This window comes from Novosphingobium sp. (genome assembly GCF_036820275.1).
GTDB lineage: Bacteria > Pseudomonadota > Alphaproteobacteria > Sphingomonadales > Sphingomonadaceae > Novosphingobium.
In genome coordinates, this window is sequence record NZ_DAISLT010000026.1 from 49,723 (window position 1) to 72,022 (window position 22,300).

Consider the following 22,300-nt stretch of genomic DNA (forward strand, 5'->3'; position numbering starts at 1 on the left):
CATCCCTTTTTCAGGGTTCCCATTGCCATGCGCGCAACAATAAAAATGAAGCTGGGCGTCACCTTCGCCATTATCCTGATCCTGCTTGCGGTCGTCGTCGGCGTCAGCCTGACGCGGTTGAGCACGCTCAACACCGCGATCACTGATCTCATCAACGGCCCCGCCGCCCGCCTCGACCGTGCGCAGCAGGTCCAGGTCGTGTTCGGCACGCTGGCGCGCAACGAGCGCAGCATGACGATGACCAACGATCCCGCGCAAGTGAAGGAGTTCGACGACAAGGCAACGCAGTCGCTGTCCGAATTCGAACGACTGCTGGGTGAGGGCGAAGCGAGTGCAGTGCCTGAAACCAAGCAGACCTGGCGCGAGATGCGGACTTCGTTCGAGAGCTTCAAGCCGCTGGATGCCCGCATTCGCGGCATGGCGCGCGCCAATCAGAACGACGAGGCGGCCGTGCTCGCGCTTGGCAGTGCCCGCGAAGTGCTCGACCGGGTCAGCAAGCAGACCGATGCTCTGGTTGAGCGCGCCCGCGAGGACATGGGGCAGGTCGATGACGAGACCAACGCGCTCTATTCCTCGGCGCGGGCCACGCTGCTGACCGTCGCCGCCGTCGCCATCATCGGCGCGCTGGCCGGTGCGGTGTGGATCTCGCTGATCGTCTCGCGCGGTCTCGGCCGGGTGGGCAATGCGATCAACGCGGTGGCCATCGGCGACCTCGACAACGACGTGGAAGTGACCTCGAACGACGAGATCAAGGACCTCGTCGATACCGTCAACCGGATGACCGCCAACTTGCGCCTCAGCGCGGCCCTGGCCGACAAGATCGCCGACGGCGACCTGACCGTCACCCACAAGCCGTTGTCCGAGCAGGATACGCTGGGCCATGCGCTGGTCCGGATGATCGAGCGCCTGCGCGGCGTGGTCGGCGATGCCACCGTGGCCGCCAACAATGTCGCCAGCGGCAGCCAGGAACTCTCCTCGACCTCCGAGCAGGTCTCGCAGGGTGCGACCGAGCAGGCCGCTGCCGCCGAGCAGGCTTCGGCCTCGATGGAAGAGATGTCGGCCAACATCAAGCAGAACGCCGAGAACGCGGTGCAGACCGAAAAGATCGCCCGCCAGTCCGCGCAGGACGCGGAAGCCAGCGGCGTGGCGGTGGACCGTGCCGTGGGCGCCATGCGCACGATCGCCGAGAAGATCGGCATCGTCCAGGAAATCGCCCGCCAGACCGACCTGCTCGCGCTCAACGCCGCCGTCGAGGCCGCGCGCGCCGGTGAGCATGGCCGGGGCTTCGCGGTGGTCGCTTCGGAAGTGCGCAAGCTGGCCGAGCGCAGCCAGGGCGCGGCAGCCGAGATCAGTGCGGTTTCGTCCAACACCGTGGACGCGGCGACCGAGGCGGGCGAGATGCTCTCCAAGCTGGTGCCCGACATTCGCCGCACCGCCGAGTTGATCTCGGAAATCAGCGCCGCCTGCCGCGAGCAGGACATCGGTGCGGGCCAGATCAACCAGGCGATCCAGCAACTCGACCAGGTGACGCAGCAGAACGCCGGGGCTTCCGAGCAGATCTCCTCGACCTCCGAGGAACTGGCGGCGCAGGCCGAGGAGCTTCAGGCCTCGATCGCCTACTTCCGCGTCGAGGATGCCGGCCGGGCACCCCGCGCTGCCGCCAATGTGCGCAAGCCGGCCCCGATCAAGACCCCGATCAAGGCAGCTGGCAAGGCACCGGTGAAGCGTCCTTCCGCCGCCAACGGTCAGGGCAAGACCAACGGCTTCGCGCTGGACCTCGCCATGGGCGGTCCGGACGACCACGACGACGCATTCGGGATGCACGCGGCATGAGCCGGGAGCAGGAAATCCAGGCGGTCACGTTCGGTCTGGGGGCGGAGATCTTCGCGGTGCCGGTGGCGCTGGTCCGCGAGATCCTCGACCACCGCGAAGCCTTCCGCATTCCGGGCGGCCCGGACTACCTGCTCGGCCTTACCGACATGCGCGGCGAGGGCGTGACGACGATCGACTTCCGCCTGCGGCTTGGATTGCCGCCGGCGGAGCCGACCCCGGCGACGCGCATCCTGGTGGTGGACATTCCGCTGGAAGACCGCGTGCTCACGCTCGGGCTGGTGGTGGACCGCGTGATCGAGGTCACCAGCTTCCGCGGCGACCAGATCGGCGGCGCGCCCGACGTCGGGGTGCGCTGGCCTTCCGAATATATCGGCGGCGTGGTGAAGCGCGAAGAAGGCTTCACCGTGCTGGTGGACATGGCGCGCATCTTCTCGGCGGAGGAAGCCTCGCGCCTCTCCGCCGCCGCTGCCTGACGAACCCCTTGATTCCGGAGCCGCACAGATGACCGCAGCCGCCTTAGCCACTCGCAGTTCGCCCGCCGGGAACCCGCATGCCAGCGACCCGATGAGCAAGCGCAACTTCGCGCGGCTGGCGGCCTACATCTACGAATATTCCGGCATCAAGATGCCCGAGAGCAAGAAGACCATGCTCGAAGGCCGCCTGCGCCGCCGCCAGCGCGCGACCGGCGCGCAGACCCTCGACGACTACTGCGACTATATCTTCGCCACGGAAAATCTCGCGGAGGAGGGGCTGTCGCTGATCAATGCGGTCACTACCAACAAGACCGATTTCTTCCGCGAGCCGGGTCATTTCGATTACCTGAGCAAGGTGATCCTGCCGGAGATGACCGCGCGCGGCGTCCGCACGATCCGTGCCTGGAGTGCGGCCTGCTCGACCGGGCCGGAACCCTATACCCTGGCCATGGTGCTGGACGATCATGCCGAGACGCAGGGCGGCCCGGCTTACGGCATCCTCGCCACCGACCTCGATACGGACGTGCTCGAAACCGCGCGCACCGGCATCTATCCACGCGAGCTGGTCGATCCGGTGCCCGATGCTCTCCAGCGCAAATACGTGATGTTCCCGCGCGATGCGGCGCGGCGCGACGTGCGCATGGTGCCGGCGCTGCGCAGCGCGATCGGCTTCGCCCGGCTCAACCTGATGGACGATCGCTATCCGGTGGGCGAGCCGATGCATCTGGTCTTCTGCCGCAACGTGCTGATCTATTTCGACAAGCCGACCCAGAAGCAGGTGGTTTCGCGGCTCGTCGATTGCCTCAAGCCGGGCGGCCACCTGTTCCTCGGCCATTCGGAATCGATCACCGGACACGACCTGCCGCTGACGCAAGTGGCCAACACCGTGTTCCGGAAGGGCTGAGGCGATGCTCGCGAACAAGAAGATCCGCGTCCTCGTGATCGACGATTCCGCCAGCGTGCGCCAGACGATGACCGCGATCCTCCAGGAAGACCCGGAGATCGAGGTGATCGGCTCCGCGTCCGATCCGTTCAGCGCGGCGCGCCGCATCCAGGAGGAAGTGCCCGATGTCATCACCCTCGACGTCGAGATGCCGCGCATGGACGGCATTACTTTCCTGCGCAAGCTGATGTCGCAGTGCCCGGTGCCGGTGGTCATGTGCTCCTCGCTGACCGAGGAAGGCTCCGAAACGCTGCTCCAGGCGATGGAAGCGGGCGCGGTGGACGTGATCCTGAAGCCGCGCATCGGCGTGGCCGACCATCTCGCCGAGCACAATCTCCAGATCCGCGACGTGGTGAAGGGCGCTTCCCGCGCCCGCGTGCGCGGACGGCCCGCGGTGCGCGAGGCAAAGCCGGAAGGTCCGGCCAAGAAGCTCACCGCCGATGCCGTGCTGCCGCCGCCGAGCGGACGGGCAATGAGCCGCACCACCGAGATGGTGGTCTGCCTCGGTGCCTCGACCGGCGGCACCGAAGCCTTGCGCGAAGTGCTGGAAGCGCTGCCCGCCAATGCGCCGGGCGTCGTCGTGGTGCAGCACATGCCCGAGAACTTCACCCGCGCCTTCGCCAAGCGCCTGAACGGCCTCTGCGAAGTCGACGTGAAGGAAGCCGTCGACGGTGATCCGGTGCTGCGCGGCCATGTGCTGATCGCGCCGGGCGGCAAGCACCTGATGCTCGAACGCCAGGGCGCGCGCTATCACGTTTCGGTCAAGGATGGTCCGTTGGTCTCGCGCCATCGTCCTTCGGTGGACGTGCTGTTCCGCTCGGCCGCGCGTTCGGCGGGCTCGAACGCAGTGGGCGTCATCATGACCGGTATGGGCGACGACGGCGCGCGGGGCCTGCTGGAAATGAAGCAGGCCGGTGCCCGCACTTTCGCGCAGGACGAGGCGACCTCGATCGTCTTCGGCATGCCCAGGGAAGCCATCGCCCGCGGCGCGGCGGACCGGGTGATCCCGCTCGGTTCCATCGCCCGTGAACTGCTGGCGGCGACCAACCGATAATGACGATGCCAGAACATGGCCCAGAACAGAGATTTCCGATGACCGATATCGCCTATGCCCCCGAACCTGTGCTGGCATCCGCCACCGGACCTTCGCTCGCGGAACTGAGCGAGGCCATCGCCGCCATCGCGGCGGGTCTCGACGCGCGCTTCGTGGCGGCGGGCACGGCGCTGGCGCGGGCCTACGAGATCGTCGAGGGCCTGATCGGGGCGCTCGAGAACGTGACCAACGCCTTCGAGCGCGACGCCGCCGATGCCGCCGTGGGCAATATGCGCGGCACGGCCGACCGGCTGATGCAGTTGCCCGAGATCCAGGCGACGCGCAAAGCCGCGCTCGTCTCGATCGAGCAGGCCAGTGGGGCGCTTTCGCACCAGATCGACCAAGTCAACCGCACGCTCAGCTTCCTGCGGATCTGCGGCCTCAACATCAAGGTGGCGGCGGCCGGGTCGGGCGACTTCTCCGGCTTTGCCGATACTATGTTCGTCAAGCTGGACCTCGGCGAAACCGAAATGGAGGGCCTCTCGCGCGAGATCGCCTGGCTGGCCGAAGCCGTGCCCGCCATGTTCGAGGTTGAGCGCCAACTCGCCGGGGAATGCGCTCTGGTGATCCCGCATATCCCGCGCAAGCTGTCTGACGATGCGGTGGCCTTGCAGCGGCACCAGATCGATCTGGCCGAGCGCGCCTTGCGGATCGCCGAAGTCGCTCGCCATATCCGCGCACAAGTCGGCACCGCGCTCGGCGCGCTCCAGGTCGGCGACAGTACGCGGCAGCGCCTGGAGCATCTGGCCGACGGACTGGTCGATATCGAGGCCTTCATTGCCGCTCCCGGCGACCTTTCGGCGGATGTCGCGGCGGTAATCGCAGACCATGCCGTGGCGCTGATTTCGGCGCAGGCGGCGGACACCCTGGAGACGTTCCAGCGGGAATCGCGGTTGCTCACGGGCAGCTTGCGCGGCATCGGCCCGAGTGCGGCCAGCCTGCTCGAATTGCGGGAAGGCGGGGACGGGGAGGGGGACGGCGTGTTCCTCCACCGGCTGGAGCGGAGCGTGGCTGACGTGGCGAGCGTCACCGAACGCTTGCGGGAGGCCGATGCACGCTCGAACCGCCTGAGCGGGCTTGCTTCGACGACCGCCGAAAATCTGACGCAGCGACTGGCGACGGTTCACCGCATCACCAGCGACGTGCAGCAAATGGCCTGGAACACCGACCTGCGCTGTTATCGCATGGGTCCCGAAGGGCGCGGGCTGGCCGTGGTCGCGTCCGAAATTCGCGGTTTCGCAGCCACTCTGGCAACGATCGCTTCGGGCATTGCCCAGTCATTCGACGGGCTGACCGCCGCCGCCGCCGTCATTCGCGGTTCGGAGGAGGACGCTCCCGCCGATGCCGGCGCGGCGCTGACGGAATCGCTGGGCTGCATCCGCGAGGGCGGCGAACGCATGCGTTCCGGCCTGTCGGACCTCGACGAAGGCGCGGTTTCCGTAACTGCGATCCTGGAAGAGACCACCGGCGCGATCGACTGCGAGGACGATGTGGGCGGTCCGCTGGCGGCGATTGCCGAACGGCTTTCCGGCCTCGGCCGCGAGGCTGAGGAAATTCCGGAAGCGGGCGAAGCTGCCTTCGGCGCTTTGCTGGGATCGGTCGCGGCGCGCTATACGATGGCGCGCGAACGCGAAGTGCATCGCGCATTCCAGCCCGGCGCCGAAGCCGCGCCGAGTTCCGACCCGTTCGACTTCGATGATGACGACTTCGACGACGGTCTGTTCTGAGAAATCCGGCAGGCGTAAAAAGGGGCGTTTCCGCTAAGTGCGGAAACGCCCCTTTTTACTGGCGATGACTTGCCGTTAGCGATGAAATCAGTTGGCCGCGATGCCGAGCTTGCGGCGCCCCTTTGGCTTGGGCTTCTCGGCTGCGACTTCTGCTTGAGGCGCGGCCTTCGGCTTGCGGCCGCCCTTCTTGCCGAGACCGATTTCCATGGCAAGGGCCTGGCGCTTGGCGGCATAGTCGCTGCAGACCATCGGATAGTCCGGCTTCAGGTTCCAGCGTGCGCGATAGTCTTCCGGAGTAAGGCCATGCGTGGTCAGAAGATGGCGTTTCAGCGATTTCAGCTTGGTGCCGCATTCCAGGCAAGTAATGGCATCCGGCTTGACCGAAGAACGGATCGAAACGGCAGGTGAAATCTGCTCTTCGATGACCTCCGGCGCCTCGCCCAGGCCTGCGAGCGAGGCATATACCGAAGCGATCAGTTGCGGGAGCTGTTCCGTCGAGACGGCATTGTTGCCGACATGAGCCGTAACGATATCGGTGGTGAGTTCCAGAAGCGCTTCTTGTGGCATATCGATGTGTTACCCGCCTGTTTTTGAGTGCCTACCCGAACAGATAACAAACACCGTAATCCTCACGGTGCAATACTTTTGTGCCAGTTTTTCTTGATTTATCTACAGTGGCATGGCCGAATAGAGCGGGTGACCGGCAGTTCCGATGCCAAACCGAAACAATATGTGCACGGCCTATTTCGGTGGCCAACTTTTCGCTGCCCCTTCCGCGAAGCCGAGCAATGCGAGCATCAGCAGTGCCAGCAAGGCGATTGCGCCGCCGAGTGCCGTCCAACCCCAGCCTTCGACAATCAGGCCGCCCAGCGGCGGGCCGAGCAGCGCGCCTCCGGCACCGAACTGGGTCAGCAGGCCGTTGGCTGTCGCGATGCGCGGATCGTGTGGACTTGCCGCACCGGCGAGGACCGGCAGCCGGGCGAACATCAGCGGCGGGACGAGGCCGCTGACGAGTACGGCGGCAACCACGACCGCGCTCGTTGCGGCAAGCCCGGTCGAGGCGGCGAAGGCAGGCGGGACCAGCAAAGCGGTCACCGCCAGTGCGGGAGCGGCGATGAGGAGGAGCCGCCGGGCTTCAAGGCTGCCGTTTCGGATCAGGAGGACGGCCAGCCCCGAAGCGGGCAGGGCGGAGAGCGAGGCCAGCGATGCGACAAGTCCGGCCTCGCCCAGCGTCGCGCCGTGGATTTCGGTCAGGAAGCTGGGCAGGAGCATGGTCAGCGCACAGAGGAACAAGGTGTAAATTCCGAAGGCGAAAGTCGAGATCCAGGCGGCTGGGGCGGGCAGGACGATCTGCCGCGTGCCGCCATGGCCGAGATGGAGACGCGAGGCGGGCGCGATGGCCAGGGACAGCAGGACGGCCCAGAGCATCAGGATGCCTCCGAGACCCAGAAATGCCGCGCCGCTTCCGGTCACGGCGCTGCCGATCGCGATGCCAACGGGAACGAAGGTGCTCCACAAGGCCAGCGCGCGGGGACGGCTGCGATCGTCGGCGACGGCGGCGATCGCGGTGGGCGCGGCAATGACGACGAGCAGATAGCCGATACCTTCTGCCGCCCGTGCGACGAACAGCAGGGTGGGATCGGTCGTCACGGCTTCCAGCAGACTCATCGCGGCCAATATCGCCATGCCGCCGATCAGCGACCGGCGGAAACTGATCCAGCCCAATGTCAGCCCCGCCACGAACCCCAGCGTCGCGCCGCCCACTTCGAGCAACGAGATCAGCAGGCCGGTTTCAGGCAGGGTCAGTGCGAAGCGGGCGCGCAGCAGCGGTGCGATCGTGGAGAATTTCGCCAGCTGCGCGGCGGCAAGCACCCCAACGAGCCAGAGGAACAGGATGGTGCGCCAAGGTCTTTGCATGGGGGGCGCGCTAGAGCATTTTCAAGCCGGGTGGAATTACCCGGTGACTCGGAAAATGCGATAAAACCGACACGCATTTTCAAGCCGGGTGGAATCACCCGGCGGTGAAATCGTCGATTACTTGTCGGAAGCGGGTTTCGCCGGGAGCAACTTGTTCCAACGGGCATCGAGTGCGGCCTGTGCGCCGTGCTCGCGGACATGCGAAACCAGCGATACGCCGCGCAGGGTGATGCTGTGGCCGCCCAGCCAGTGGCCCGAGATGCTGTAGCCGATGTCGTAGACCGCCAAGTCCTCGTGCGAGGCGCCGTCGACCAGGAAGCGGGTGGTGACGAGCACCGGCAGGCGTTCGTCGCCGCGGCTATCGTCGGGCAGCCTCGCTTCCTTGCGGGCCTTCTTCAGCGCGCGTTCGAACCACGCGGCTTCGATTCGGGGTTCGCCGGTGGTTTCGGCGGGCGACAGGGCGAGCGCGCTCGGGAAAGTCACGCGCTGGCTCTGGACGGACTGGTCGGCGGAGGCGGGCTTCAGGACGAGATCGTCGCCGGAGCCGGATGCCGTGAGCACGAGCATCGCCGCCCGTGTCGAGGCACGGCGGGCATCGGCGCTCTTGGAGGCTTCGGTCTCGCTGCGCTGGCTCCAGTTGTTCCAGAGCGTCAGGCCGGAAATCGTGACGGCAATCACCGTCAGCACTTCGCCGAGGGTGATCCAGCGGCGCCGGATCGCGGCGGCTTCGTCGGCGCGGGCCTCGGCTTTCGCCTTGGCTTCGGTCTTGGAATCTTGGGGGCTATCGGTCGGGCTATCGGTCACAGGGCCGATTCAACACCGACAGGCCGCGCCGTCAAGCGCCAACCGAGGGACGGCCCCGACGCGAAGCGCGCCGGGGCCGTCCAGGGAACCGATCAGTTCGCCAGCGTGGCGTTGTCGATCACGAAGCGGTACTTCACGTCGCTCTTGACCATGCGGTCGTAGGCCTCGTTGATATCCTTGATGTCGATCATCTCGATATCGGAGACGACGCCCTTCTCCGCGCAGAAGTCCAGCATTTCCTGCGTTTCGGCGATGCCGCCGATTAGCGAGCCGGCGATCGCGCGGCGGCGGAAGATCAGTGCCGCGACGTTCGGCGAGGGGTGCGCATGCTCGGGAACGCCCACCAGCGTCATCGTGCCGTCGCGCTTGAGCAGCGCGGTGAAGGCGTCGAGGTCGTGGCTGGCGGCGACGGTGTTGAGGATGAAGTCGAAGCTGTTCGCGTGGGCGGCCATCTCGTCCGCATTGCGCGAGACGACGACTTCATCGGCGCCGAGTTCCAGCGCGGCTTCGCGCTTGCTCTCGGACGTGGTGAAAGCCACGACATGGGCGCCGAGGGCATGGGCGAGCTTCACGCCCATATGGCCGAGACCGCCGATGCCGACGATGCCGACCTTCTTGCCCGGGCCTACGTTCCAATGGCGCAGCGGCGACCAGGTGGTGATGCCCGCGCAGAGCAGCGGCGCCACGGCGGCGAGCTGTTCGGCGGGGTGGCTGATCTTCAGCACGAATTTGTCGCTGACGACGATGCTCTGCGAATAGCCGCCCAGCGTGTGGCCGGGGGCATCGGCGGTCTGGCCGTTGTACGTGCCGGTGAAACCGTTCTCGCAATACTGTTCCAGACCTTCGTCGCAGGAGGAGCAGTGCTGGCAGCTGTCGACCATGCAGCCGACGCCGACCGTGTCGCCGACCTTGAAGGCGGAGACTTCGCTGCCGACGGCGCTGACGGTGCCGACGATCTCGTGGCCCGGAACGCAGGGGTAGAGCGTGCCGGCCCATTCGCCGCGCGCCTGGTGAAGGTCGGAATGGCAGACGCCGCAATAGGCGATGTCGATCGCGACGTCGTGCGCGCCGGGCGCGCGGCGTTCGATGTCCAGCGCCACGAGCGGCGTCTTCTCGGTGACGGCACCATATGCTTTCGTCATCGTTGCTTGTTCCTTGATCGGGGAGAGAGGGAGGAGACGGCAGGAACCGCCACGCAGCCCCAGATAGGCGGCAAGGGAATGGAGATCATCCCCGCGCGCGTCGAATAGGGTGATGAATGAAATTCATCATTGCAGATATCAGAAACCCAGGGGGCGCATCTCGCGGATGAGGTCGATCAGCAGGCGCAGGCCCGAGGGAAGCTGGCGGCGGCTGGAATAGTAGACGTGGAAGGCGCCGCCCATCGATCCCCACTCGTCCAGCACCACGCGCAGCCTTCCGGATGCCACGTCCTGCGCGATCGTCGGTTCCGTCGCATAGATCAGGGCGGCGCCGCTGCGGGCCATGTGCAGGCCGATCTGCGAGTTGCCTATGGTGATCGGCCCCGGCACCGCGATGACTTCGGATTCCTCGCCTTTCTCGAACTCCCAGTGGTAGATACGGTCGTTGCCGAGCCTGATTTTCATGCAACGATGGCGCATCAGGTCCTGTGGCACTTGCGGTACGCCGAAGCGCTCGAAATAGGCGGGCGAGCCGGCCACGACCCAGCGCAGCGGCGGGGAAAGCCGCTGGACGATCATGTTCTCGGGCACGGTGCCGCCATAGCGGATGCCGGCGTCGAAACCCTGCTCGATCACGTCCACCATGCGGTTGTCGATCGAGAGGTCGATCTCGATGTCGGGATAGCGCTCGACGAAGGTCGGCAGCACCGGGGCGAGGATCTGTTCAGCGGCGTCTTCGGGCACGTTGAGGCGGATGCGCCCGGCCGGCGCGTCGCGGAAGCGGTTGAGCACTTCGGCGGCATGGTCGATGGCGTCGAAGTGCTCGGAGATGGCGTCACGGAAGGCTTCGCCCGCCGTGGTGAGGGTGACGCTGCGGTTGGTCCGGTTGAGCAGGCGCACGCCGTGCCGGTCTTCCAGTCCCTTCAGGGCATGGCTAAGCGCGGAGGCACTGATCCCCAGTTCAAGGCTGGCGCGGCGAAAGCTGCGATTGCGGGCGATGGCCAGGAAATAGGCGAAGTCCGCCAGGTCGGAACGGCTGAATTTCATGACAGCCGTCTTCGATCCTGACCCGGCGGATGTCCAGCCCCCGCCCCCTGGTTGCCGCGCTTATCCCAGCCGGGGATCGATCAGGAACTTCTCGCCGGTAGCCTTGCGCTCGTACCGGCGCAGGATATCGGGTTGCAGGGCCTGGGCCAGGCCGACGACTTCGGTGTATCGCATGGCGAAAGTGGTCGTGAGTTCGTCCAGCACCCGCGTGCGGAAGCGAGCCATCACTTCCGGCCCGGCCTTCTGCAGGAACGGGAAGAGCAGCCAGCCGCCGACCGCCCACTGGAAGCCGAAGGTCATGCGGTTGAGCGTGGTCGGCGCCAGATCGAGCGCGCCGTAGATGTAGAGCTGCTTGAAGGTGTCCGAGCCGTAGCGGCTGTAGCTGCTGGAACTTTCGACCGCGGCGCGTTCCATCGCGCGCAGGATGTCGCTGCCCAGCGTGCCGCCGCCGATGGCGTCGAAGGCGATCGTCGCGCCGGTTTCCCGGATCGCGGCGGTGAGCTGTTCGATGAAGTCCTCGTCGCGGCTGTTGACGACATGCTGTGCGCCGATGTCGCGCAGGATCCATGCCTGCTCCGGCGAGCGCACCACGTTGACGAGCGGAATGCCGTCCGCGAGGCAGACCTTCTGGAGCATCTGTCCGAGGTTGGAGGCGGCGGCGGTATGGACGATGGCCTTGTGGCCTTCCCGGCGGGCCGTCTCGACGAAGCCGAGGGCGGTCAGCGGATTCACGAACATCGCGGCGCCGTCGGCAGCGCTGGCGCCTTCGGGGAGCGGCACGACGTCTTTCGCCGCGATCCTGCGGTAGTCGGCGTACATGCCGCCGCCGATCATGCCGACGCGCTTGCCTTCCAGCGCCTTGGCGTTGCTGCCCGCTGCGATCACCGTGCCCGCGCCTTCGTTGCCGATCGGCAGCGACTGGCCGATCCGCCCGCTCATGCTCGGCAGCCGGCTTTCGGGGACCTGGAAGCGCAAGGCGCCGTCGTCCGACGCCGCAAGCGTGGCGAGATCGGCCGGGCCGAGGAGAAGGCCGAGGTCGCTGGGGTTGATGGGGGCCGCTTCCACCCGCACGATGATCTCATCGTCGCCCGGCTCGCCGAGCGTGACCTCTTCCAACGAGAGCGTCAGCGTTCCGTCCTTGTCGATATGCGTGCGCATCTCGCGTCCGGTCAGGGTCATCTTTGAGTCCTTTGTCGTGGTCGTTCCCGAAGGTAGTTATGCCAGATAGGCTTGCAACCGCTTCCAGATGGACAGTTTGTCCACCCGGCTCAGACTGGCATGGGCGGCGCTGGAAGAAGGCAGGTCGAGGAGGGCCCATGGCAGCTCTCCTGCCGGATTTGAGCCGCCAAGCTGCCTGCGACCGCGCTCGGCTGCGCTCTTGCCGTTGAAGGCGATGACGCGGAGGTTCGGAAGGCTTCGTGCGAAGAGAGTGAGGTCGCGGTGCTCTGCGTCGCGGATCGCGGTGTCTAGGCTGCCCTTCCGGCTGGCGCTCTCGATCACGTCCCAGAGGCCCAGACCATGCTCCAACAGACGGGGCAGGCGCTCCTCGTAAGGCTGCTGCGGCAGGCCGCTTTCGCCGAGGACTTCTCCGATCAGCCACCAGAAGGCATTGGAGGGATGGGCGTAATATTCCTGCGCGGCGAGCGAGCGCTCCCCCGGCAGGCTGCCGAGTACGAGCACCCGCGTATGAACGTCGACACAGGGCGGCAGGGCGGATTTCCTCAAAATTCGGCGATCTGCGCGGGCAGCAAGGCGGCAAAGCGCTGCGGATCGATGCCTTGGGCGAGCAGACCGGCCTGGAGGCGATAGGCGGGGTCCTGCCAGGGTTCGTCGGTCAGCTTGAAAGTGCCCCAGTGCATGCCGAGCGCGGCGCGGGCGTCGAGGTCGAGCATGATGCGGATCGCCTCCTCGGGGTCGGTATGCTGGGCGGCCATGAACCAGCGGGGATCGTAGGCGCCGATCGGCAGGATCGCCACGTCCACGGGGCCGAACTCGGCGCGCAGGCGGCGGAAGATCGCGCCGGTGCCGTAGCCGGTGTCGCCTGCGAAATAGACCAGCTTCCCGGCTGCCTCGATCATGAAGCCGCACCACAGCGCCATGCGCCGGTCCCTCGGCCCGCGCGAGGACCAGTGCAGGGCGGGGACGACATGGGCTTTCACCGCAGGGTTCACGGCAATCGCATCGCCCCAGTCGCCGGTGGCGATCCGTGCATCGGGAATCCGTCGGCGGACGATGGCGTCGTTGCCGAGCGGGGTGACGATCAGCGGACGGTGGCGGGCGTGGAGCGCCTTCAGGGTGCCGATGTCGAGGTGATCGTAGTGGTTGTGCGAGAGCAGGATCGCGTCGATCGGTGGCAGGTCTTCCAGCGCGATGCCGGGCAGGTTCACGCGTTTCGGCCCGGCGAAGTTTACGGGACTGGCGCGGTCGGACCAGACCGGGTCGGTCAGCAGGTTGCAGCCGCCGACCTGGATCAACAGCGTGGCGTGGCCGACCATGGTGACGCGCAGGCCCTCTACCCGCGCGTCCGGCACCACCGGGGTGACCGGCGTGGCTTTGGGCCAGGGGTTGTCGGGCGCGCTGCGCCGCCACTTGAGGACCTCGCCGAGGGAGCGGTCGGTTTCCGGTTCGCCGTGCAGGTTGTGGAAGCGCACCCCGTCGAAATGGTCGGTGACGGGGCCTTGGTAATAGGGATTTTTCGCGGGCATCCGAAATGCGGCCTCCAGGTTCAGGCAGCCTATTTCGGCAGGATAATCAGCCATTCAAGCGCCGCCGATCGGGATTTCTGCATTCGGGCGCTGGAGGGCGATGCTTGACGCTCTGGAAAATAGGGGTAGGGGGTATGGGTATGTCACATCTCCACGAATCGAAGGACAGCCTCATCGCGCGGGTGCGCCGGATTGCCGGTCAGGTCGCAGCGGTAGAACGCGAACTCACCGGGGACGCCTCCTGCGCGACGGTGCTCCACCGGGTCGCGGCCGTGCGCGGCGCCGTGAACGGGCTCATGGACGAGATCATCGCCGACCATCTCGAAGCGCATGTCTCGCGTCCGGGCCTGACCGACGCGGAGCGGGCCGCGGGGGCCGAGGAACTGCTGGCGGTAATCCGCCGCTATGCGAAATAGGACGGACTGAAATGACCATCGATCCGGCGGGACATACGCACGATCACGTATTCCTCGGCGCCGCCCATGACGAGAACGCGCGCCGCACGCTCTGGGTCGTGGCGTTGACGGCGGCCATGATGGTGGGCGAAATCGTTGCCGGATACTGGACCGGCTCGATGGCGCTGCTGGCCGACGGGTTCCACATGGCGACCCATGCCGGGGCGCTTTCGGTGGCTGCCGGGGCCTATGCTTTCGCGCGGCGCCATGCCAGCAACCCGCGCTTCAGCTTCGGCACCGGCAAAGTCGGCGATCTGGCCGGTTTCGCCTCGGCTTTGGTGCTGGGGATCGTCGCCATCGGCATCGGCGCGGAATCGGTGCTGCGGTTGCTGGAACCCACGACCGTCGCTTTCGGCACTGCCACCTGGATCGCGGTGGTCGGCCTGCTGGTGAATATCGCCAGCGCCTTCCTGCTTGGCGGCGGGCACGCGCATGGTCATCACCACCATCATGACCACGATCATCATGGCGGCCATCATCACGGCCATGGGCATGGGCACGACAACAACCTGCGTTCCGCCTACGTCCATGTTCTGGCCGATGCCCTGACTTCGGTGCTTGCCATCGCCGCGCTGCTGGCCGGGCGCTATCTCGGCTGGGTCTGGATGGATGCGGCGATGGGGATTGTCGGCGCCGTGGTAATCGCGCGCTGGTCGTGGAGCCTGCTGCGCGACACGGCGGCGATCCTGCTCGATACCGCCGACGAACATGTCGCCGGGGAAATGCGCGAATTGGTGGAAGGGCCGGGGGATGCGCGGATTACCGACCTTCACGTCTGGCGCGTCGGGCCGGAAGTCCATGCCGGGATCGTCAGCGTGGTCGCCGCGCCGGGCCTTTCGGGCGAGACGATCCGCCAGCGCCTGCGACCGGTCCACGAACTGGGCCACCTGACCGTGGAGATGCACCCGGCATGAAGTCCCCCTGCATCGAACTCTGCGTGTTCGACGGCAAGACCGGCTGGTGCCGGGGTTGCGGCAGGACCAAGCCGGAATGCCGCTCTTGGAAGAAAGCGCAGCCGCATCAGCAGCGCAAGGTGGCGGCAGAACTGCCCCGGCGCCTTCAGAAGCTGGGAGCGAAGTAAGCCTTCTTACGCCACCGCCGGGTCCAGCGCCTGCGAGGCGCGGACGAGATCGGGCACCGAGCGCAGCTGCATCTTGCGCATCAGGCTGGAGCGGTGGAGCTTCACCGTGATCTCGCTGATCTCCAGTTCCCAAGCGATCTGCTTGTTCATCAGCCCCCGCACCACACAGGCCATGACCTGCCGTTCGCGCGGGGTTAGCGTGTCGAAGCGCTGCCCCACCGCCTGTCGCTGCCGCGCAGCGGTGCGGCGGGCATGGTCCCGTTCCAGCGCCTGGTCCACCGCGCCCAGCAGGTCGTCCTCGTTGCAGGGCTTGGAGAGGAAGTCGACGGCACCCGCCTTCATCGCGCGGACCGAAAGTGGAACGTCGGCATAACCGGTCAGGAAGATTACGGGAACCGGCTCGCCGCGCTGCTTCAGGCGTTCCAGCAATTCCAGCCCGTTGATTCCGGGCATCCTCATGTCCGCAACGATGCAGCACGCGGTATCGGGAAGCGTCGAATCGAGCAGGGCGCCGGCAGAGGCGAAGCAGGTGACCGCATGGCCTTCCACCCGCAGCAGCGAGCACAGTGCGTCACGCACGCCCGGATCGTCGTCGACGATCAGGACCTTTCCTTTACCTGCACATTCGCTGGCCGCTGTCTCGGGGGGGTGAATTGCGGTTTCTCCTGCCGGGCAAGGCAGCAAATGGCGTATAGTGAACATAGGCGGCAAGCCCCCCTTTCGGGGGGTCTGACGTCCATGCGAGATAATTTTGCGGCAGATCGTCAAAAACATGCAAACGTTTCCCGAGGGAAACATGCGCGGTCATGATCGCTGCCCGCTACCTGATGGAATATGGCATGTTTTCCTGCACTTACCGGTAATTCGATCGTTTCGGAGCAACGATCTCAGCGCCAGCCCAGGGCCGGAGCGACATGGGTGAGGATCGCTTCCAGAACGTGGGCGTTATAGGCGACCCCGAGCTGGTTCGGCACGGTGAGCAGCAGCGTATCGGCTTCGGCGATCGCCTCGTCCGCGCGGAGCTGCTCGATCAGGCGATCGGGTTCCGCTGCATAGGAGCGCCCGAACACGGCGCGCATGTTGTCGATGATCCCGACCTGATCGCTGCTGTCACCGCGGCCGAAATAGGCGCGGTCCTGATCGTTCATCAGGGCGAAGATCGAGCGGGACACCGAAACGCGCGGCTCGCGGGCATGACCGGCTTCTTTCCAGGCCTCGCGATAGGCGCGGATCTGCCGGGCCTGCTGGACATGGAAAGGCTCGCCGCTCTCGTCGGCCTTGAGGGTGGAACTCTGGAGATTCATGCCCATCTTCGCCGCCCAGACGGCGGTGGCATCGGCGCCCGACCCCCACCAGATCCGCTCGCGCAGCCCTTCCGAATGCGGCTCCAGGCGGAGCAGGCCGGGCGGATTGGGGAACATCGGGCTGGGGTTCGGCTGGGCAAAGCCCTGTCCCTTGAGCAGTTCCAGGAAGACTTCGGCATGGCGGCGCCCCATGTCCGCGTCGGTTTCACCCTCTGCGGGGGCGAAACCGAAGTAGCGCCATCCGTCGATCACCTGCTCCGGCGAACCGCGACTGATGCCGAGTTGCAGGCGGCCCTGGCTGATGAGATCGGCTGCACCGGCATCTTCCGCCATGTAGAACGGATTTTCGTAACGCATGTCGATGACGCCGGTGCCGATCTCGATGCGGCGGGTCTTCGCGCCGACCGCCGCCAGCAGCGGAAAGGGCGAGGCAAGCTGCTGCGCGAAATGGTGCACGCGGAAATAGGCGCCGTCCGCGCCGAGTTCCTCCGCGGCGACCGCAAGGTCGATAGACTGGAGCAGCACGTCGGCGGCCGAGCGGGCGCCCGAAGCGGGCGATGGGGACCAGTGCCCGAAGGACAGGAAACCGATTTTCTTCATGGGGATGATCTACCTCGTTGACGGCAGCAACGTGGTTTCGACCTCGCTGAATCGCAAGGGGCCGTTCGATGACCGGTGTTTCGGCAAACGGTCTTGCGGTGAGCCCATTGGCTAACGGGCGGCACGGGTCACGCAAAGATGTCGCATTTCCCCAAGCCATGGTTCATGGGCGCTTAATCGAAATTGGGGTTGGTCGCCGCGCCGGGTGATCCGCGCGTATAGTCTGCCTGGATAGTATGAAATGACAATGACACAGCGGTCGTGGTCCGTTCCCTCTTCCTCGGCTGCGATCCCGCATGGAGCGGTCGCGCCGGGTTCTGCCGTTGTCCCGGCGGCGGATGTCGCAACGTCCGCTGCCGCGACGGCCGCTGCCGTGGCGTCGTTTCCGGGCGAGGGCTGGTCGCTGCTGCGGCGCCATCTGTTCCTTGCCATGGCGGCCAGTCTGGCGGCCCTTTATGCGTTCATGCATCTTGCGGAACTGCGCATCGATCCCTGGCGGGCGAGCAACCTGCCGTTCTTCGTCGCCGGTCTGCTGGCGCTGGGAGTGCGCTTCGCCCTGCCGCGGAGCAATTGGCGTCATGCCGCGCCGTTGGCGCGTTTCAGCGAGTATGCCGCGCTGTTCGTGCTGATCTCGCTGATGGGGGCGACGGCGAGCTATCCGGTCTCGGGCCTGACCCATGGCTATGCCGATGCGAAGTTGCACCGGATCGACCTTGCGCTCGGCTTCGACTGGATCGGCTGGTACAGGTGCGTCGCCGCCCATCCCGTGCTTCAGGTGTTGGGAACGGCAGTCTACCGCAGCATCTACGTCACGCCCGCGCTATTGCTGGGGGTGGCGGCGTGGACGGGGCGCCACGACCGCGCCTATCACTTCCTGGCGACGTTCTGGCTGGCGGCCTTCATCACCCTCTGCCTGTTCAGCCTGATGCCCGCCGTCGGGCCGTTCTCGTACCTGTGGCACGGACCGATCACCTACATGCCCGAGAGCGAACTGTGGCAGCCGGGCCTGATCCCGGCCCTGCGCGCCCATTCGGTGCATGTGGTGGACCTGGGGCAACTGCGCGGGCTGGTCTCGGCGCCGAGCTTCCATACGGCGGCGGCGGTGCTCTACATTGTCGCCGCCTGGCGGGTGCCGTCGCTGCGTTGGCCGCTTCTGACGCTCAATGCGTTGATGCTGCTGTCCACGCCGGTCGAGGGTACGCATTACCTGAGCGACATGATCCTCGGCGCGATCGTGGCCGTGACCGCGCTGGCGCTGGTGGGGCTGTATCGCAAGCGGCTGGGGATTTAGAGCATTTTCTAATCAGGTGGTATCACCTGATGACTCGGAAAATGCGGTAAACCAAGAACCTAGAGCAGTCGGGCTGACGCAGTCAGATTGAAACCTGCTCTAGGCGGGCAGTTCGCGCAGCGCAGCTTCTGCGTCCCGGCGCGCATAGCGGCGGGCCATCGTCGCGCAGACGAACAGCTGGGCCTGATGGAACAGCATCAGCGGCAGGACGATCAGCCCCACGGCATGGCCTGGGAACAGGATCGTCGCCATCGGGATGCCGCCTGCCATGCTCTTCTTCGAGCCGCAGAAGACCACGGCGATCTCGTCCTCGATCGGGAAGGACAGGGCACGGCTCGCCAGCGTCGTCGCCAGGATGACCAGCGCCAGCACTGCCAGCGAGATGCCGAGGATCGCCGCCAGTCCCGGAACCGACATCTGCTGCCAGATTCCGGCGACCATGCCCGCGCTGAACGCGGCATAGACCACCACCAGCACCGAACCGCGATCGACCACCGAGGTCAGCACGGGATGGCGCTTCAGCCAGTCCGCGATCCATGGACGCACGACCTGCCCGGCAACGAAGGGCAGCAGGATCTGCAGGGCGATGTCCTCCAGCGCCTTCAGCGAGAAGCCGCCGGTCGCGGCGGGCAGGAGCTGCGATACCAGGATCGGCGTCAGCACCACGCCGAGCATGTTGGACAGCGAGGCGCTGCACAGCGCCGCCGGTACGTTGCCTCGCGCGATCGAGGTGAAGGCGATCGAGGACTGTACGGTCGATGGGAGCAGGCAGAGGAACAGCAGTCCCGTGACGACATCCTGCGGCAGGTGGCCGCGCACCGCGAAGGACACGGCGATCCCGATCAGCGGAAATAGCACGTAAGTGCTGGCGAAGACCAGCGCCTGGAGCCGCCAGTTCGAAAGCCCGTTCCAGATCGCCTCGGGCGCGAGCCGCGCGCCGTAGAGGAAGAACAGCGCGGCGACGGCGCCGACCACGGCCTTGTCGGCGAGAACGGCGCCGACACCCTCGGCCGGAAGCCAGGCCGCGAGCGCTACGGTGGCGACCAACAGGACCAGGAAGCGGTCGACGGGGATACGCGCGATCAGGTCGGCAGCGGAGCGGAAAGGTGTCGTCATGGCAGGGCCTTCTCTATGCAGGCCCGAAGTAGAATTGGCCGGTGACATGCGCAATTGCGATGGCATGGATAACAGTCATCATGTAATGTGATGACCATGGACCTCGTTCCCGTCGATCTTCTCCAGACTTTTGTCGCCGTCGCCGATGCCGGCAGCTTTACCGGCGCGGCGCGGGTTCTGGGGGTGCGCCAGTCGACCGTCAGCCAACAGATCCAGCGTCTCGAACAGCGCATCGGCAGGCGCTGCATCGATCGCAGCACCCACCGCATGGCCCTGACAGCGGACGGCGAGGCGCTGCTGGCGCATGCCCGCTCGATCCTCGACGGCCATGCGCGCCTGCAAACCTATCTCTCGGCGGTGCCGCTGCGCGGGCGGTTACGGCTCGGCGCCTGCGAGGATTTCGTGCTCTCGGCCCTGCCGGACGTGCTGGCGGCCTTCGCGCGCCGCCATCCGGACGTCGATCTCGAACTGCGCGCGGGCCTCAGCGAGAATCTCTACGAGGCGTTCGACGCGGGCCTGCTCGATCTGATCTTCGTCAAGCAGAGGGAGGGAGACCGGCGCGGCACGGTCGCCTGGGAGGAGCCGATCGTCTGGTCGGCCCACCCCGAGTTCCGCATCGATCCTGAGGCGCCGCTGCCGCTTCTGCTCTATCCGCCGCCCAGCGTCACCCGCACCCGCGCCATCGAGGCGCTGGAGCGGGCAGGGCGGACATGGCGAGTGGCCTTCACCAGTGCCGGGCTGACCGGCCTGAGCGCGGCGGCACGCGCGGGGATCGGCCTGCTGCCCCATTCGGCGCGGCTGCTGCCGCCCGGTCTCGTCGTGCAGCCGACCCGGAGCGGATTGCCGGAATTGCCCCGTATCCGCTTCGTGGTGATCGGGCCGAGCGGATCGAACCCGGTGGTGGAGGCCCTGGTGACGACGATTCTGCAGTGGTCGAGTTTCTAGGGGTCGAGTTTTCGGGAAGCTGCTAACCGGGTCTTTGCCACCTATGAGAAAATTTGAATCGGAAGGCGCCCGCCCGGCACTGGATGCCCGGGCCGTGCTTCGCTATTGCCCCATTTTTCCCAAGTTGCTGCCGGTTCGGAGATAATGCGCGTTTTGGTCCAGTTCCCTCAATCTTGCCCGGTGATCGGCGCATGATCCGCCTAGAAGGCGTGCACAAGGCGTTCGGCGGCACCCATGCGGCGCTCGCCGGTGTCGATCTGGAGATCGCGCGGGGCGAAGTGTTCGGCATCATCGGCCGTTCCGGGGCGGGCAAGTCCACGCTGGTCCGCCTGCTGAACGGGCTGGAGCGGCCGACTTCCGGGCGTGTCCTGATCGACGGCACCGATGTCGCCGCGTTGGACCCTGCCGGGCTGCGCGCCCTGCGGCGGCGCGTGGGCATGATCTTCCAGAACTTCGGGCTGCTCTCCTCGCGCAAGGTGTTCGATAACGTCGCCCTGCCGCTGCGCATCGCCGGAGCCTCCAAGGCGGAGATCGCCGCGAAAGTTCCGGGGCTGCTGGCGCGGGTGGGCCTTTCCGATCATGGCGGCAAGTATCCGGCCCAGCTTTCCGGCGGCCAGAAGCAGCGCGTGGGCATCGCCCGCGCCCTCGCCACCGATCCCGAGATCCTGCTCTGCGACGAGGCGACGAGCGCGCTCGATCCGGAGACCACGCGCTCGATCCTGACCCTGATCGCCGATCTCAACCGCGAACTGGGCCTGACGATCGTGTTCATCACCCACGAGATGGACGTGGTGCGTCAGGTCTGCGACCGGGTGGTCGTGCTCCATGCCGGACGCGCGGTCGAGACGGGGACGGTCGCCGACGTGTTCCTCCGCCCACAGGCCAGCGAGACCCGCGCCTTGATCGACGAGTCCGGCGAACAGGCCGAGCCGATCGGCTTCGACGGTCCCGTCGTACGGCTGACCCTTCACGGCGGCGCCGTGCTCGACCCGGTGCTGACGCGCATCGCGCGGGATACCGGCACCGACTTCATCATTCTGGACGGCCGCATCGGCCGGCTCAAGGACACCAGCTTCGGACGATTGACGCTGGGCCTGCTGGGCGGCGACACCGACCGCGCCATCGCGGCGCTGCGCGAAAAGGGCGACGTCGAATGAACAGCTTTTTCGCAAATGTCGATTGGGCGGAGATCGCCCAGGCCTGCCTCGATACCCTGACCATGCTCGGCGGATCGATGGCGCTCACCGTGCTGCTGGGCCTGCCGCTGGGCGTCGTGCTGTTCCTCACCGGGCCGGGTCAGGCCTGGGAGAACCGTCTGGGCCATGGCGCACTGGCGTTCGGGGTGAACCTGCTGCGTTCGGTGCCCTTCATCATCCTGCTGATCGTGATGATCCCGCTGACGGTCCTGCTGATGGGCACCTCGCTGGGCGTTGCGGGGGCGATCCCGCCGCTGGTGGTGGGCGCCGCGCCGTTCTTCGCGCGCCTTGTCGAAACCGCGCTGCGCGAGGTGGACCGCAATACGGTGGAAGCCGTGCAGGCCATGGGCGCCACGACGCGGGACCTCGTATTCCGCGCGCTGCTGCCCGAAGCCCTGCCGGGGATCATTGCCGGGGCGACCGTGACCGCGATCTCCCTGATTTCCTTCACCGCCATGGCCGGTGCGGTCGGCGCGGGCGGACTGGGCGACCTCGCCATCCGCTTCGGCTACCAGCGCTTCCAGACCGACGTCATGCTGGTGACGGTCGTGCTGCTGCTCGTCCTCGTCCAGTTCCTTCAGGCCGCGGGCGACCGTCTCGTCCGGCACTTTACCCGCAAATAGGAATT

Annotated in this window: 23 protein-coding genes; 12 read left to right on the forward strand and 11 right to left on the reverse strand. The window is 66.4% G+C overall.

Features of this window, described 5'->3' with window-relative positions; genetic code table 11:
- The first annotated feature begins 27 nt into the window (after positions 1 to 27).
- From V7066_RS18875 to V7066_RS18895, 5 genes are all read left to right on the forward strand, one after another.
- Positions 28 to 1,833 (forward strand): methyl-accepting chemotaxis protein, encoded by a 1,806-nt coding sequence (locus tag V7066_RS18875; RefSeq protein ID WP_334184528.1) that lies wholly within the window; start codon positions 28 to 30, stop codon positions 1,831 to 1,833.
- Complete coding sequence (locus tag V7066_RS18880) at positions 1,830 to 2,306, forward strand: chemotaxis protein CheW (RefSeq protein ID WP_334184529.1); 477 nt, start codon at positions 1,830 to 1,832, stop codon at positions 2,304 to 2,306. The genes V7066_RS18875 and V7066_RS18880 overlap by 4 nt, the downstream gene beginning before the upstream one ends.
- 91 nt (positions 2,307 to 2,397) lie before the next feature.
- Positions 2,398 to 3,210, forward strand: coding sequence for a CheR family methyltransferase (locus V7066_RS18885; RefSeq protein ID WP_334184563.1), 813 nt, complete (start codon positions 2,398 to 2,400; stop codon positions 3,208 to 3,210).
- A 4-nt stretch (positions 3,211 to 3,214) separates the two neighbouring features.
- Positions 3,215 to 4,303 (forward strand): protein-glutamate methylesterase/protein-glutamine glutaminase, encoded by a 1,089-nt coding sequence (locus V7066_RS18890; protein ID WP_334184530.1) that lies wholly within the window; start codon positions 3,215 to 3,217, stop codon positions 4,301 to 4,303.
- Positions 4,304 to 4,341: 38 nt separating this feature from the next.
- Positions 4,342 to 6,069 carry a hypothetical protein gene (locus tag V7066_RS18895; RefSeq protein ID WP_334184531.1) on the forward strand — a complete coding sequence of 576 codons (1,728 nt, stop codon included), beginning with the start codon at positions 4,342 to 4,344 and terminating at the stop codon, positions 6,067 to 6,069.
- An 87-nt stretch (positions 6,070 to 6,156) separates the two neighbouring features.
- Here the strand turns inward: V7066_RS18895 and V7066_RS18900 are convergent, their stop codons facing one another.
- The 8 genes from V7066_RS18900 to V7066_RS18935 all read right to left on the reverse strand — a co-directional run bounded on the left by V7066_RS18900 (position 6,157) and on the right by V7066_RS18935 (position 13,684).
- A complete protein-coding gene (locus V7066_RS18900; protein ID WP_334184532.1) occupies positions 6,157 to 6,636 on the reverse strand; it encodes a MucR family transcriptional regulator in 480 nt (159 codons plus the stop codon).
- A gap of 174 nt (positions 6,637 to 6,810) precedes the next feature.
- On the reverse strand, positions 6,811 to 7,986 hold the full coding sequence (locus V7066_RS18905; protein WP_334184533.1) for an MFS transporter: 1,176 nt from the start codon (positions 7,984 to 7,986) through the stop codon (positions 6,811 to 6,813).
- Positions 7,987 to 8,103: 117 nt separating this feature from the next.
- A complete protein-coding gene (locus V7066_RS18910) occupies positions 8,104 to 8,790 on the reverse strand; it encodes a hypothetical protein (protein ID WP_334184534.1) in 687 nt (228 codons plus the stop codon).
- Positions 8,791 to 8,882: 92 nt separating this feature from the next.
- Entirely contained in the window at positions 8,883 to 9,932 is a 1,050-nt protein-coding gene (locus V7066_RS18915) for an NAD(P)-dependent alcohol dehydrogenase (protein ID WP_334184535.1), read from the reverse strand.
- 138 nt (positions 9,933 to 10,070) lie between these two features.
- Positions 10,071 to 10,979 carry a LysR family transcriptional regulator gene (locus tag V7066_RS18920; RefSeq protein ID WP_334184536.1) on the reverse strand — a complete coding sequence of 303 codons (909 nt, stop codon included), beginning with the start codon at positions 10,977 to 10,979 and terminating at the stop codon, positions 10,071 to 10,073.
- 60 nt (positions 10,980 to 11,039) lie between these two features.
- Positions 11,040 to 12,158 (reverse strand): zinc-binding dehydrogenase, encoded by a 1,119-nt coding sequence (locus tag V7066_RS18925; RefSeq protein ID WP_334184537.1) that lies wholly within the window; start codon positions 12,156 to 12,158, stop codon positions 11,040 to 11,042.
- 36 nt (positions 12,159 to 12,194) lie between these two features.
- On the reverse strand, positions 12,195 to 12,704 hold the full coding sequence (locus V7066_RS18930) for a DNA-deoxyinosine glycosylase (RefSeq protein ID WP_442947346.1): 510 nt from the start codon (positions 12,702 to 12,704) through the stop codon (positions 12,195 to 12,197).
- Positions 12,701 to 13,684 (reverse strand): MBL fold metallo-hydrolase, encoded by a 984-nt coding sequence (locus V7066_RS18935; protein ID WP_334184538.1) that lies wholly within the window; start codon positions 13,682 to 13,684, stop codon positions 12,701 to 12,703. Before V7066_RS18935 ends, V7066_RS18930 begins: the two co-directional genes overlap by 4 nt.
- A gap of 140 nt (positions 13,685 to 13,824) precedes the next feature.
- Between V7066_RS18935 and V7066_RS18940 the strand changes: the two genes are divergently transcribed.
- Genes V7066_RS18940 through V7066_RS18950 form a run of 3 tightly spaced genes read left to right on the forward strand, consistent with a single transcriptional unit; the run spans position 13,825 to position 15,220 of the window.
- A complete protein-coding gene (locus V7066_RS18940) occupies positions 13,825 to 14,100 on the forward strand; it encodes a metal/formaldehyde-sensitive transcriptional repressor (protein ID WP_334184539.1) in 276 nt (91 codons plus the stop codon).
- 11 nt (positions 14,101 to 14,111) lie between these two features.
- Positions 14,112 to 15,053: a CDF family Co(II)/Ni(II) efflux transporter DmeF gene (gene dmeF / locus V7066_RS18945; RefSeq protein WP_334184540.1), complete on the forward strand. Its 942-nt coding sequence runs from the start codon at positions 14,112 to 14,114 to the stop codon at positions 15,051 to 15,053.
- The gene (locus V7066_RS18950; RefSeq protein ID WP_334184541.1) at positions 15,050 to 15,220 is read left to right on the forward strand and encodes a DUF1289 domain-containing protein; all 171 of its coding nucleotides are present in this window, start codon (positions 15,050 to 15,052) and stop codon (positions 15,218 to 15,220) included. Before dmeF ends, V7066_RS18950 begins: the two co-directional genes overlap by 4 nt.
- Positions 15,221 to 15,226: 6 nt before the next feature.
- On the opposite strand, the gene V7066_RS18955 is transcribed toward V7066_RS18950, so the two are convergent.
- Together V7066_RS18955 and V7066_RS18960 are read right to left on the reverse strand one after the other, a co-directional pair.
- Positions 15,227 to 15,922 carry a response regulator transcription factor gene (locus V7066_RS18955; RefSeq protein ID WP_334184542.1) on the reverse strand — a complete coding sequence of 232 codons (696 nt, stop codon included), beginning with the start codon at positions 15,920 to 15,922 and terminating at the stop codon, positions 15,227 to 15,229.
- A gap of 185 nt (positions 15,923 to 16,107) precedes the next feature.
- A complete protein-coding gene (locus tag V7066_RS18960; RefSeq protein WP_334184543.1) occupies positions 16,108 to 17,124 on the reverse strand; it encodes an LLM class flavin-dependent oxidoreductase in 1,017 nt (338 codons plus the stop codon).
- Between the two features lie 241 nt (positions 17,125 to 17,365).
- Between V7066_RS18960 and V7066_RS18965 the strand changes: the two genes are divergently transcribed.
- Complete coding sequence (locus tag V7066_RS18965) at positions 17,366 to 18,415, forward strand: phosphatase PAP2 family protein (RefSeq protein WP_334184544.1); 1,050 nt, start codon at positions 17,366 to 17,368, stop codon at positions 18,413 to 18,415.
- Positions 18,416 to 18,514: 99 nt separating this feature from the next.
- Here the strand turns inward: V7066_RS18965 and V7066_RS18970 are convergent, their stop codons facing one another.
- Entirely contained in the window at positions 18,515 to 19,531 is a 1,017-nt protein-coding gene (locus V7066_RS18970; protein WP_334184545.1) for a bile acid:sodium symporter family protein, read from the reverse strand.
- Between the two features lie 96 nt (positions 19,532 to 19,627).
- On the opposite strand from V7066_RS18970, the gene V7066_RS18975 reads away from it, so the two are divergent.
- From V7066_RS18975 to V7066_RS18985, 3 genes are all read left to right on the forward strand, one after another.
- The gene (locus V7066_RS18975) at positions 19,628 to 20,476 is read left to right on the forward strand and encodes a LysR substrate-binding domain-containing protein (RefSeq protein ID WP_334184546.1); all 849 of its coding nucleotides are present in this window, start codon (positions 19,628 to 19,630) and stop codon (positions 20,474 to 20,476) included.
- A 191-nt stretch (positions 20,477 to 20,667) separates the two neighbouring features.
- Positions 20,668 to 21,633, forward strand: coding sequence for a methionine ABC transporter ATP-binding protein (locus V7066_RS18980; RefSeq protein WP_334184547.1), 966 nt, complete (start codon positions 20,668 to 20,670; stop codon positions 21,631 to 21,633).
- Positions 21,630 to 22,295 carry a methionine ABC transporter permease gene (locus tag V7066_RS18985; RefSeq protein WP_334184548.1) on the forward strand — a complete coding sequence of 222 codons (666 nt, stop codon included), beginning with the start codon at positions 21,630 to 21,632 and terminating at the stop codon, positions 22,293 to 22,295. The genes V7066_RS18980 and V7066_RS18985 overlap by 4 nt, the downstream gene beginning before the upstream one ends.
- Positions 22,296 to 22,300: the final 5 nt, after the last annotated feature.